Source organism: Umboniibacter marinipuniceus, from assembly GCF_003688415.1.
Taxonomy (GTDB): Bacteria; Pseudomonadota; Gammaproteobacteria; order Pseudomonadales; family DSM-25080; genus Umboniibacter; species Umboniibacter marinipuniceus.
The window spans coordinates 125990-139138 of record NZ_REFJ01000003.1; the positions used below are offsets into that span (position 1 = coordinate 125990).

Genomic DNA, 13149 nt, shown 5'->3' on the forward strand with positions numbered 1-13149 from the left:
AATGACAAGTATCTGTCGACAGCGACTCGCGAGAATTATTTGAATGTCTATTGAAGAAAACTATTTACCACAGGCTATTGAAGCCGCGGTACAGAACTACTGGAACGAAACCAACGCCTTCACGGTCACCGAGAAACCGGAGCAGGAAAAATTCTATTGCTTATCTATGTTCCCTTACCCAAGCGGTAAGCTGCACATGGGTCATGTTCGCAACTATACACTGGGCGATGTCGTCTCACGCTACCAACGCATGCAGGGCAAGAATGTCATGCAGCCAATGGGCTGGGATGCTTTCGGTCTACCCGCTGAAAACGCCGCGATCAAGCACAATACCGCTCCAGCCAAATGGACCTACAGCAACATTGGCGATATGAAATCACAGTTCGATCAACTCGGTTTTGGTTTCGATTGGTCGCGCGAAGTCGCCACTTGTCATCCGGAGTACTATCGCTGGGAACAGTGGTTCTTCACGGAACTATACAAAAAGGATCTGGTCTACAAGAAAACCTCTGCAGTCAATTGGTGCCCCCACGATCAGACGGTTCTCGCTAATGAGCAAGTTATCGATGGTTGCTGCTGGCGCTGTGATACTGCGGTAGAGCGTAAGGAAATCCCCCAGTGGTTTGTCAAGATCACTGACTACGCTGAAGAACTTCTCAATGACCTCGATCAGCTTGATGGCTGGCCTGAGCAGGTCCGCACCATGCAGAAGAATTGGATTGGTCGCTCTCAGGGTGTGGAAATGCACTTTGAATTAGCAGCTCCCGTTGAAGACATCTCCGGTTTCGACATTTACACAACTCGTCCCGACACCGTCATGGGCGTGAGTTACGTTGCGATTGCCGCCGAGCACCCTATCTCCGTTGCTTTATCCAAAGACAATTCCGAGTTAGCTGAATTCCGAGCTGCCTGTAAAGTCCAATCCGTTGCGGAAGCCGATATGGCGACAATGGAAAAGCTTGGTTTTAATACGGGCATCCAAGCTATCCACCCTATCACTGGCGATATTGTTCCAGTATTCGTTGCGAACTTCGTATTGATGGATTATGGCTCTGGAGCGGTTATGGCTGTCCCTGGGCACGATCAACGTGACTGGGAATTTGCTCAAAAGTACCAGATTGAGGTCAAGCAAGTTGTGGACGCCGAAGGTGATATCACCCTTGCAGCAATTACCGAAAAGGGTACCTTGATTAACTCGGGTGAATTCGATGGCCTTGAATCAGACGCTGCCTTCGACGCGATCGCGAGTAAACTTGAAGCACTTGGTAAAGGAAAGGTCAAAGTCAATTATCGTCTAAGAGATTGGGGAGTATCCCGTCAGCGTTACTGGGGTACACCTATCCCAATGATGTATGACGAACAGGGCGTTGAACAGCCAGTACCTGCTGACCAACTTCCCGTGGTATTACCGGAAGACGTTGAAATGGACGGTGTTCAGTCTCCCATCAAGGCGGACCCCGAATGGGCGAAGGTCACGGTAAACGGTCAGTCGTATACGCGTGAAACCGATACCTTTGATACCTTCATGGAATCCTCATGGTATTACGCGCGCTACTGCTCACCGCGCAGCGATCAACAAATGCTGGACCCAAAAGCTGCTAATTACTGGCTCCCTGTAGACCAGTACGTTGGTGGTATTGAGCACGCTATTCTACACCTGCTCTACTCGCGCTTCTTCCATAAATTGCTTCGTGATGCCGGATTGGTAGAGAGTGACGAACCGTTCAAACGTTTATTATGTCAAGGTATGGTCTTAAAAGACGGCGCCAAAATGTCCAAATCGAAGGGCAACACCGTAGACCCGCAAGCGCTAATTGACCAATACGGTGCCGATACGGTCCGTCTCTTCATTATGTTTGCTGCCCCACCGGAGCAATCTTTAGAGTGGTCCGATTCAGGCGTTGAAGGCGCGCACCGCTTCCTCAAGAAGTTGTGGCGTATTGCTCATGCCCACTTAAGCGCGGGGGAGCCAGGTGCAATCGAAGTTGAGAAGTTGACCGCTGCGCACAAAGCGCTCCGGCTTAAAACTCACAGCACCATTGCTAAAGTCAGTGATGACTTTGGTCGTCGACAAACCTTCAATACGGCTATTGCGGCTATCATGGAATTGATGAACGAAGTCGCGAAGCTTGCCGACCGAGAGAGTCCACTTGGCCTCGCCGTAGAGCGCGAAGCCATTGCAGCAACCGTGCAAATGTTAGCTCCCATCGCACCACATATTTGCCACACCCTCTGGGATGCGCTTGGTAACGGCTTAACGCTACTCGATGCCGCTTGGCCAAAGGCTGATGAAGCCGCTATGACGCGAGACTCTATCACGCTAGTTGTTCAGGTAAACGGCAAAGTTCGCGCTAAACTTGATGTGCCAGCCGATGCCTCCAAGGAAGCCGTTGAAACATTAGCTTTAGCTGACAACAACGTACAAAAGCACATCGCTGAACTGACTATTCGCAAAGTCATTGTGGTACCAGGCCGACTTGTTAACGTGGTTGTTGGCTAGCATGAAATTGCTTACACGGATCGTTAGCCTATTAGTTTTATCGCTCGCCCTGTCAGCTTGTGGCTGGCAGTTGCGGGGGGACACAGCCACCTTGAATACTGAGGGGGTTAGTGTTGCAGTTGTGTCCCAGGTTAATAACCCAGTAGCCGCGGCATTGCGCGAGCAACTCACCCTGAGTCGCGCGCTAGCTGTTGAGGGGAGCGAAACACTGACTATCGAGGTTGGGCGTATTCGCAAGGAAAAGCGTGTAGTGGCGGTGGATCAAATTGGTGAGGCTAGCGTGTATCGAATCACACTATCAACCGAAGTGAGCATGACCGACATGAATGGCGAGACCGTTTCAGCGGCAACGCGAATGAGTCAGTCAGGTAACTACAATTATGATAAGCGTATTCTAGATGCGATGACCGAAGAAGAGCTGTCTTTAGATCAACGCCTCGAACAACAACTCGCCCAGTCAATTGCCCGCAAAGCCACCATATTAGGGCGCAACCTAAGACCATGAAGATTCAGCGTGAGGCACTCGAAAAAACCTTTCGATCTCAGCCACACGGGCTCTACTGGATTAGTGGCGATGAACCGCTGCTCAATATTGAAAGTGCTGACCTCATTCGTCAACTTGCAAAGCATCAAGGCTATTTAGAGCGAGAGCGCTACGTCATGGAGCATAACAGTGACTGGGAGCCGATTATGGCTTCGGTTGGTAGCCTATCCCTATTTGCCTCACAAAAGTTTATCGACATTCAATTCAACGCTAAGTTTAACGATAAATTTAAAGCGGCCTTAGCCTACCTGGTCGAACATCGTAACGATGAGACACTAATTCTAGTTTCCACCGCAAAAGTTGAATCAAGTGCCACCAAAGCCAAGTGGTTCAAAGCGATTGAACAGCATGCTGTTCATCTTCCTATCTGGCCAATCAAGTCCAGTGAATTCAAAGAGTGGTTAAGCTCACGACTCAAAGCTGAAGGTGTTCAGGTCGAAAATGACGCGCTTACGATGCTAGCGCAACGAACAGAAGGTAATTTACTTGCCGCATCCCAGGAAATTTCGGCACTAAAGCTGCTTGATCACGGTGAGCTATTGACGACTGAAATAGTCCTCCAGGCAACAGCCGATAGCGCGCGTTATGACGCCTTTCAGCTTATCGAACATGCCCTTAAAGGCGATATCAACGCTGCGGTTAGAGCGCTCTACGGGCTTCGTGGAGAGGGCACGGAACCCATAATTGTACTCAGCGCTATCGCCGCCAATATCCGTCAACTGATGGCCGTAAAAAAGCTGTTGGTGGCACGTAATGCCAATGATGGCGAACTAAAGCGTCTTGGCATCTTCTTCAACCGCGTTCACCTCATGCGAGAGGCGGCGAAACGATTAACCGCCGCATCACTCAAGGCCGCGCTTGAATATTGCGCGTCGGTAGATGAAAGCATCAAAACCAGTCAAGCTGACCGAGCTTGGCATCAGCTTGAACAGGTGTCCTTACTGCTTGCGGGTATGATGCCCGAAGAAGTTACTTAGTAAGTGCGCAAGTCACTAAATAAATGCGTAGCTAAGCGCTGCTTCGAATAGCTAAGACTTGAAACGAGCTTTAGCTACAACGCGCGGCAATTAGTCTTGACTGAGCGTTGCTACCATCACTGCCTTAATCGTATGCAAGCGGTTCTCAGCTTGGTCAAAGACTACCGATTGGCGACCTTCGAACACACTATCGCTAACTTCCATTGCGTCAATGCTATAACGCTGCTTTATGGCCTCCCCAACCTTCGTTTCGGTATTATGAAAGGCGGGCAAGCAATGTAGGAAGATCGTTTCCGCTTTACCCGTTTTCGCCATTAGCGCTTCATTTACTTGGTATGGAAGAAGAAGTGGCACGCGCTCATCCCATACTGATTCGGGCTCACCCATAGAGACCCATACATCGGTATAGATAACATCAGCACCAGCAACCATTGCATCGATGTCATTCGAAATCTGAATGCTTGCTCCACTCTCTTTAGCAAGTTCGCGACATTGAGCGACGAGTGCCTCATCCGGTTGACAGCTAGCTGGCGCAGCAATTCGAAAATCAATACCTAATTTCGCCGCGCCAACCATGAGCGAATTCCCCATATTGTTGCGGCCGTCGCCCAAGTAACAAAAAGCGACTTCATTCCATGGACGGTTCAGCTGTTCTTTTATTGTCAGCAGGTCGGCCAAAATTTGTGTAGGGTGAAACTCATCGGTTAGGCCGTTCCAAACAGGTACACCGGCATTCGCCGCAAGCGTCTCAACAATTTCCTGTCCATAGCCGCGGTATTGAATTCCATCGTACATACGTCCAAGTACGCGGGCGGTATCCGCGACCGTCTCTTTAGCTCCCATATGACCGCCCTGAGGGCCGATAAAGGTCACCTGAGCACCTTGATCAAAAGCAGCCACTTCAAAGGCACATCGGGTGCGAGTGGAGTCCTTTTCGAAGATCAAGGCAATATTCTTTCGCTTAAGACGTTGAACTTCTGTTCCATCTCGCTTCGCCGCCTTGAGCTCTGCCGCTAAATTAACCAAATCGTTGATTTCAGCAGCGCTAAAATCCAGCAGTTTCAAAAATGATCGACCGTGTAAACCTAGCATATCCCACCTAGTAAAATTCGTTATCAATAGTTCATACTAAGAAAGCGAGAGGCAATTGCAAGACAATCACTACGAAACTTTGTTATAACCTCAACAACCGCAATTCATGTACTGCAGCGAAGGAGAGAAAATATCATGTCACGCGTCTACGTCTGGGATAGAGCCGTTCGACTTAGCCACTGGCTACTTCCAGTACTTTTCGCTACCAGCTGGATAACTGCTGAGCTGGCGGCAGACAATTATGAATTCGCCGACTGGCATTATCGTAGTGGTTATGCCTTGATTGGCGTATTAACATTCCGAGTCTGCTGGGGCCTTTGGGGGTCAAGCTATGCGCGCTTCAACTCTTGGGTTCTCAGCCCTATGCAAGCCTGGCGAGCTCGGATGGCTCCTCAACCGCTTTCATCAAGCCATGGTTTTTGGGGGAGCTACATGTCCCTCGCATTACTTTTACTGCTATCCTTTCAGACGATTAGCGGATTATTTAGCTTTGATACGGCGTTATATGTAGGCGGACCTTGGTCCGACAGCGTATCCAGCGAACTCGTTGCAACGCTCACCTCCCTGCATCACCTAAATTTTAACGCGCTTCAGTTATTTGTATTGGTTCACATAGTTACCATCATTGGTTATCGGCTAATGATAAAAAAAGACTACCTAGGAGCCATGATTTCGGGTGACAAAGACCAGTCACTGTGCAATTCAAATACTCCCACTCAAGGCTTTAGTACTCTTGGACTAATCGTGGCCATAATTTTGGCCGGTGTGGCGGTAGGCGGCGCCAGCGGAATGATCGCTCCACCTTAGATAGAAAGTGATCAAAACTGTCTTAACTTAGGTATTAACCGTAGGCGAATTGTAGAGTCTAGCTAGCTTTGATACCCTCGTTCGGTTGATGTCGCTGCTGCATCTAGCAACGATGACTTACTTTATAGGAAATTATAATCATGAAGAAGACTGCGATTGGCCTAGCCTTGCTAGCTTTTGTTGGCTGTACTTCCAACAGCAACAATAGCACTATTGAATACCCCGTTACTGCCAAAGGTGACGTTGTTGATACCTATTTTGGCCATCAAATCGCCGACCCATATCGCTGGCTTGAAGACGATATGAGCGAGGAAACCGCAGACTGGGTTCAGGCGGAGAATGAAGTTACCTTCAGCTACCTAAACCAAATCCCATTTCGTCAAGAACTCAAAGACCGCCTAACTGAACTGTGGAACTACGAAAAAGTTGGTGCCCCGTTCACCGAGGGCGACTACACCTACTGGTACCAAAACGACGGGCTACAGAATCAATATGTTTTGTGGCGCCAAAAAGGCGAATCCGAGGCTGAAATCTTCCTCGACCCTAACCAATTTAGCGAAGATGGTACTACCTCTCTCGCTCAAGTCAGCTTTTCTGATGATGGTTCACTCGTTGCCTACTCTATCTCAGAAGGTGGCAGTGACTGGCGAAAAATCATTGTTATTGATGCTGAGACCAAGCAGCCAATAGAAGATACCTTGGTTGACGTAAAGTTCAGCGGAATCTCGTGGCTGGGCAATGAAGGTTTCTACTACTCAAGCTACGACAAGCCTGACGGCAGCGAACTTTCCGCTAAAACTGATCAACACAAGCTCTATTACCACCAGCTAGGCACATCACAAAGTAACGATCCGGTTATTTTTGGTGGCTCCGAAGCTGAGAAACATCGCTATGTTGGTGGCGGCGTTTCTGACGATAATCGCTTCCTCTTCATCTCAGCATCGGTGTCTACTTCGGGTAATAAACTGTTTATGCTCGATCTAAGCGACCCCGAAGCTGAGCTCGTCACCATCCTCGACGATACCCGCTCTGATACCTACGTTATTGATAACGACGGAGCAAAGCTTTATTTGGTCACCAACCTCGACGCACCAAATAAGCGCATTGTTACCGTTGATGCCAGCAACCCAACACCAGAAAACTGGGTGGATTTCATTGCTGAAACTGATAACGTCCTGTCGCCCTCTACCGGCTCAGGCTATTTCTTTGCGGAGTACATGGTTGACGCAATCTCACAAGTAAAGCAGTACGATTACGCCGGAAATTTCATCCGAGACATTGAGCTTCCCGGACTAGGTAGTGTGGGTGGATTCTCTGCAAAAGATGATGCCACCACCATTTACTACAGTTTCACAAACTACAATACACCCGGGACTACGTATAGCTTCGAACCGCATCAAGGCGTATCGGATGTCTACCGCGCCTCAGGCATTGAATTTGATGCCAGCGATTATGTTTCCGAACAAGTTTTCTATACCTCCAAGGATGGCACAGAAGTGCCAATGATTATTACCCATAAACGCGGTATTGAACTTGATGGTACTAATCCAACTATTCTCTATGGCTACGGTGGTTTTAATATTTCACTCACGCCAAGCTTCTCAGTTGCGAATGCCGTGTGGTTAGAGCAAGGCGGTGTTTACGCGGTTGCAAACCTCCGTGGCGGCGGTGAATACGGCAAAGAATGGCACGACGCTGGCACGCAGCTACAGAAACAAAACGTGTTTGATGATTTCATCGCTGCAGCCGAATACCTAAATACTGCCGGCTATGCCAACTCTGATCACTTGGCCATCCGAGGTGGTTCAAATGGCGGTCTACTCGTTGGCGCAGTCATGACGCAACGCCCAGACCTCATGAAAGTAGCCCTTCCAGCAGTTGGCGTACTTGATATGCTTCGCTATCACACCTTCACGGCGGGAGCGGGCTGGGCCTATGACTACGGTACCGCTGAGCAAAGCGAAGAGATGTTTAAGTATCTTCTAGGCTACTCACCCGTTCACAACGTTAAGGAAGGCATTCCTTACCCTGCCACACTAATCACTACGGGTGATCACGACGATCGTGTAGTCCCTGCACACTCGTTCAAGTTTGCGGCGGAACTTCAAGCGAAGCAAGGCGGCACTAATCCGGTACTAATTCGTATCGAGACTAACGCGGGCCACGGCGCGGGTACACCGGTAAGTAAGACCATCGAGCAGTACGCGGACATCTTTGGTTTCACCCTCTTCAACATGGGTGTCACTGAGCTCTCTGCTGACTAAACGGGAATCACTTTTTTCAGATGCTCAGTCATAGCTTGCTAAGGCTGAGCACTAAGCGAAAAGCTGAATACCGACCAAAAAAAACCGCCCTAACAGGCGGTTTTTTTGCTTTGAGCTGGATCGACTAAGATCCAAGTCAAACTGAACTAAGCCCTTAACAGGCGCTAAGCGATTAGTCAGCTTTGAACTGATCGTGGCAACCTTTACAGGTTTGCGCCATTGCACCAAACTCGCGACGCGGGAATTCGTCCGCATCATCTAGAGCTAATGCTAAGGTAGCGCTTGTTGCCTGAAACTCTTCCATAACAGTATCAAAATCCGCGCGATCCGTTTGGTAGGCTACTAGCGCGTCCGTTCCGTCAACACCCACGCTCTCATCGCTAAATGTATGCGGTGCTACCAGGGCAAGTTGGGCGATGGTGTCGGCGGCTAATTGAGCAGCTGGCTGATTGTAGTCAATACGACCCCGAGCCATGCCAGCCAATGTACCCATCTGTTTACCTACCACGGTGTAAACCGATTGGCGATAGTCTATGGTGCGTTCAACTTCTTCATTTGCCAATACCGGCGTGGCAACAAGTAGCGCCAGTGCCAAAACTGATTTGTTCATAGTAGCCTCGTTATTTTAATCTCAAATAAGCCAGTGTAGAGGGCAAAGCTATCAGGTCAATAGGTAGTCCTAACAGTTAACGCGCTACAACCCAGAGTACCTCAGCATCATCCTCGCCACAGCTAACCAGTGCGTGCCCCATCCGTGAATCAAAGTACATACAGTCACCGGTGTTAAGTTGCAACGGCTCATAGTGTTCAGAATACACGGCGACAGGGCCGTTCAATACCCATAAAAATTCTTCACCGTCATGGCGTACCCACTCGCCAAACTCATCAAAGCTGCGAGCTCTTACCGTCGTCCTAAAAGGGACCATTTTACGCTGTGATAATTCGGTACAGAGTAGCTCGTGCTCGTAGGTCGCCGTTGGATGCGCTTGCCCCTCTCCCGCTAAGGTCCAAGTGCGACGTGCTGCTCCGTCTACCGACGCTGGTGCGGTGCGAAATAACTGCGGAATATCAATGGATAAGCCTGCGACCAATCGCTGAACAACTTGGAAAGTTGGCGAGAGCTGTTGGTTCTCTATCTTCGATAACGTAGAACGAGCCACGCCGGTCATTTCCGCGACATCCGCTAGGGTAAGGTTATGACTCAAACGAATCTCTCTCAGGCGCTCACCCAGCACGAGCGGCTGGACAAACTCCGCTTCTTCATTCTTGGTTCGCTCTAAGACGCCACCGGATAATTCACTCACAAAAATTCCCTCAATGTTCGAACATGACAATTACTTATTATTGATTCTACTCCTATCCGATAGACAAGCGCAAAACCAATGTTTCTTATCGGAAACATTTACATTGAGTTGTGAACCATTGATTGCTAGGATTCGTTCAAACTTAAAACACGATTAGCTATTGCGGCTAGTTAATAGGTCTATTTGCGGAGTGATACATGAGTAACCCGAGCCTACACGAACTCGAACACCACGGAGAGTTCATCGAGCGCCACATTGGCGTAAGTGAAGTCCACCAAAAGCAAATGCTCGCCGAGCTAGGTTGCGACTCACTTGAAGACTTGATTGCCGACACCGTTCCGGCGGGCATTCGTCGTCAACAGTCAATGGATCTCCCCGAAGCCGTTTCAGAGCGTGATACGCTTGCCTACTTAAAAGATATTGCTCAGCGTAACCAGATCTTCCAGTCATTCATTGGTATGGGCTACCACGACACCTTAACGCCTAATGTTATCCTCCGGAATGTCTTGGAAAATCCAGGCTGGTACACGGCATATACGCCTTATCAGCCTGAGATTGCGCAGGGCCGATTAGAAGGTCTCTTGAACTTCCAACAGATGGTCACTGACCTAACCGGCATGGAACTCGCAAACGCTTCAATGCTAGATGAAGCAACCGCCGCCGCAGAAGCGATGAGCATGAGCAAGCGCGTCGCCCGTAAGAACAAGTCAAATGTCTATTTTGTTGATGCGGATGTTCACCCTCAGACCATCGCCGTCATTCAGACCCGTGCGGAACACTTTGGCTTCGAGGTCATCGTGGCTTCTGCCGCCACCGAGCTAGCGAATACCGATTGTTTTGGGGCCTTAGTGCAGTACCCTACGTCTACGGGTAACATCGAAGACATCAAGCAAATCATTGACGTCGCCCACAGCAAAGACGTACTGGTTACCGTAGCGGCTGACATCCTAAGCTTGGTTCTGTTAAAAGCGCCTGGTGATCTTGGCGCAGACATTGTTATTGGCTCGGCACAGCGTTTTGGTGTACCCATGGGCTTTGGCGGACCACATGCGGCATTCTTCGCTTTCCGCGATGCATACAAACGCGCTTCAGCTGGACGCATTATTGGCGTATCCGTAGATACCCGCGGTAAGAAAGCATTCCGAATGGCAATGCAGACACGGGAACAACATATCCGCCGAGAGAAGGCAAATTCAAACATTTGTACATCGCAGGTTCTCCTAGCGTTAATGGCCGGCTTCTACGCGGTCTATCACGGTCCTAAAGGGCTTAAGCGCATCGCTCAACGCGTCAATCGTATTACTGACCTCTTTGCACTAGCACTTGAATCACAGGGTTTCGAGCTTCGTCATAAGAACTGGTTCGATACGCTAACAGTTGAGACCAAAGAGAAAACGACTGATGTGATTCAACGGGCGCTTGAAGCCGAGATGAACGTCCGAGTGCTAGATGGTGCTGTAGGCCTGTCATTCCACGAAAAGACGACTTTGGCTGACCTAGATGTACTAATCAGCGCGTTTACCGGTGAAGATACCGATATCGACTGGACTGAACTTGATGCGCAGTTAATGGCGCAGGGTAGCCTAGGCATTCAGAGTTCAATGCTTCGGGACGATGAAATTCTGAGCCACGATGTTTTCAATCTTTATCATTCTGAAACCGAGATGCTGCGCTATTTAGCCCGTCTAGAGAAACGTGACATCGCGCTTAATCATTCTATGATCGCGCTCGGTTCATGCACCATGAAGCTAAACGCAACGGTAGAAATGATCCCCGTCACTTGGCCTGAATTCGGCGCATTGCACCCCTTCGCGCCCATTGAGCAAGCTGAGGGCTACCTAAAGCTGTTTGAAGAGCTGGAAAAGATGCTCTGTGAAGCAACCGGATATGACAATGTCAGTCTGCAACCTAATGCGGGGTCTCAGGGTGAATATGCGGGTTTGATCGCGATCAAAAAATATCACGAGTCACGTGGTGATCATCACCGCGACGTCTGCTTGATTCCTGCCTCGGCGCACGGAACGAACCCAGCCTCAGCGCAGATGGTCAGCATGCGTGTTGTGGTGGTTGCCTGTGATGAAAAAGGTAACGTGGATATGGCGGACCTCCAAGCTAAAGTTGAGCAACACAGCGAGAATCTTGCTGCTATCATGGTGACCTACCCATCAACCCACGGTGTATTTGAAGAATCAATTACCGAGTTGTGTGATCTTATCCACGAGCACGGTGGGCAGGTTTATGTCGATGGCGCCAACATGAACGCCTTGGTAGGCGTTGCTGCGCCGGGTCATTTCGGTGGTGATGTCTCACACCTCAACCTCCACAAGACTTTCTGTATTCCTCACGGCGGTGGTGGCCCAGGTATGGGACCCATTGGTGTTAAATCTCACTTAGCTCCTTTCTTGGCCGCTCACCCTGTTCAACAGGTTGAAGGGACAGCCATGGAGAATGGCGTAATCTCAGCGGCGCCTTGGGGTTCGGCCAGCATTCTTCCCATTTCATGGGCATACATTAAGCTGATGGGTGCTGAGGGGCTAAAGGCCGCTACTGAGACGGCTATTTTGAGCGCCAACTACTTGGCCAAGCATTTAGCGCCGCACTTCCCGGTGCTCTACACGGGGACGAGTGGCCGTGTGGCCCACGAATGTCTCATCGATATTCGTCCGCTTAAAGAAGCGACAGGCGTCAGCGAAGAAGATATCGCCAAGCGTCTTATGGATTTTGGCTTCCACTCGCCAACCATGAGCTTCCCTGTAGCCGGCACGCTGATGATTGAACCTACCGAGTCTGAATCGAAGAGCGAGCTTGATAATTTCATTACCGCCATGGCAACCATCCGCGCGGAAGCTGACGCGGTAGGTCGCGGTGAGTATCCGGCGGATAACAATCCACTGTGTAATGCGCCCCATACCCAGGCTGATATCCTAGGTGATTGGGATCGTCCTTATTCACGCGAAAAGGCGACCTACCCGGCTGATTTCGTGAAGGCAGGTAAAGCATGGCCTACGGCTAACCGTATTGATAATGTCTTTGGTGATCGTAATCTGATCTGTTCATGCCCTCCGCTTGAGCACTACCTCGAAGACTAAATCAGCGTCTAGCATATTACCAAAACTGAGAAGAGCGCCAAACGGCGCTCTTTTTTTTTCGCCTCAATTCAGTCTACACTTGAGTCTGGCATTATTGAGGGAGAGAAAAGCTATGAAACGGATACTCATTCTTATCGCAACGCTAGTGCTCGTTGCCTGTATTCCAGCAAAAAGCATTGTCTTTGACCAATATGGAGAATGGCAGGTTATCGCTATCAACGGTAACAGCTGGCAAGGATCTCACCCGCCAACGATTACTTTTTCTGGCAACTCCATTAGCGGCTCGGGCGGCTGTAATCGTTACCAGGCCACCTTAGAATCCTACGGTTCTACCTTCGAGGTTGGCCCCACTGCATCAACAAAGATGGCCTGTCCCGGTAATGCCGATGCACTTGAAAATAGTTTCTTCGGCGTCCTCGCAATGGTCAACGAGGCACGAATGGATGGCGAACGCCTAATTCTCGAAAACACCCGTGAAAAGGTGTCGATGGTGCTTGTCTCCACATCGCAGTGACGCGTTCTGCCAGTGCAATAGCATAAAGCTAGCGAGTGCTCGCATAGGGTCTTTAGAA

10 protein-coding genes are annotated in these 13149 nt (G+C 49.6%); 7 read left to right on the top strand and 3 right to left on the bottom strand.

Annotation, left to right across the window (positions count from 1 at the left end):
- Positions 1-49: 49 nt before the first annotated feature.
- The 3 genes from leuS to holA are packed head-to-tail and all read left to right on the top strand — an operon-like array spanning position 50 to position 4021.
- On the top strand, positions 50-2500 hold the full coding sequence (gene leuS / locus DFR27_RS06810) for a leucine--tRNA ligase (RefSeq protein WP_121876982.1): 2451 nt from the start codon (positions 50-52) through the stop codon (positions 2498-2500).
- A 1-nt stretch (position 2501) separates the two neighbouring features.
- The gene (locus DFR27_RS06815; protein ID WP_121876710.1) at positions 2502-3005 is read left to right on the top strand and encodes an LPS-assembly lipoprotein LptE; all 504 of its coding nucleotides are present in this window, start codon (positions 2502-2504) and stop codon (positions 3003-3005) included.
- Positions 3002-4021 carry a DNA polymerase III subunit delta gene (gene holA, locus DFR27_RS06820; protein ID WP_121876711.1) on the top strand — a complete coding sequence of 340 codons (1020 nt, stop codon included), beginning with the start codon at positions 3002-3004 and terminating at the stop codon, positions 4019-4021. The genes DFR27_RS06815 and holA overlap by 4 nt, the downstream gene beginning before the upstream one ends.
- Positions 4022-4111: 90 nt before the next feature.
- Here holA and argF read toward each other — a convergent pair whose 3' ends face one another.
- Positions 4112-5113 carry an ornithine carbamoyltransferase gene (gene argF / locus DFR27_RS06825; RefSeq protein WP_121876712.1) on the bottom strand — a complete coding sequence of 334 codons (1002 nt, stop codon included), beginning with the start codon at positions 5111-5113 and terminating at the stop codon, positions 4112-4114.
- A 135-nt stretch (positions 5114-5248) separates the two neighbouring features.
- On the opposite strand from argF, the gene DFR27_RS06830 reads away from it, so the two are divergent.
- Together DFR27_RS06830 and DFR27_RS06835 are read left to right on the top strand one after the other, a co-directional pair.
- Positions 5249-5920 carry a cytochrome b/b6 domain-containing protein gene (locus tag DFR27_RS06830; protein WP_121876713.1) on the top strand — a complete coding sequence of 224 codons (672 nt, stop codon included), beginning with the start codon at positions 5249-5251 and terminating at the stop codon, positions 5918-5920.
- A gap of 140 nt (positions 5921-6060) precedes the next feature.
- Positions 6061-8184: a prolyl oligopeptidase family serine peptidase gene (locus DFR27_RS06835; protein WP_121876714.1), complete on the top strand. Its 2124-nt coding sequence runs from the start codon at positions 6061-6063 to the stop codon at positions 8182-8184.
- Between the two features lie 172 nt (positions 8185-8356).
- Here DFR27_RS06835 and DFR27_RS06840 read toward each other — a convergent pair whose 3' ends face one another.
- On the bottom strand, positions 8357-8794 hold the full coding sequence (locus tag DFR27_RS06840) for a c-type cytochrome (RefSeq protein ID WP_121876715.1): 438 nt from the start codon (positions 8792-8794) through the stop codon (positions 8357-8359).
- Positions 8795-8870: 76 nt separating this feature from the next.
- Positions 8871-9488 carry a helix-turn-helix domain-containing protein gene (locus DFR27_RS06845; RefSeq protein ID WP_245962624.1) on the bottom strand — a complete coding sequence of 206 codons (618 nt, stop codon included), beginning with the start codon at positions 9486-9488 and terminating at the stop codon, positions 8871-8873.
- A 197-nt stretch (positions 9489-9685) separates the two neighbouring features.
- Here DFR27_RS06845 and gcvP point away from each other — a divergent pair, with 197 nt between their 5' ends.
- Positions 9686-12577 carry an aminomethyl-transferring glycine dehydrogenase gene (gene gcvP / locus DFR27_RS06850; RefSeq protein ID WP_121876716.1) on the top strand — a complete coding sequence of 964 codons (2892 nt, stop codon included), beginning with the start codon at positions 9686-9688 and terminating at the stop codon, positions 12575-12577.
- Positions 12578-12689: 112 nt separating this feature from the next.
- The gene (locus tag DFR27_RS06855) at positions 12690-13091 is read left to right on the top strand and encodes an META domain-containing protein (protein WP_121876717.1); all 402 of its coding nucleotides are present in this window, start codon (positions 12690-12692) and stop codon (positions 13089-13091) included.
- Positions 13092-13149: the final 58 nt, after the last annotated feature.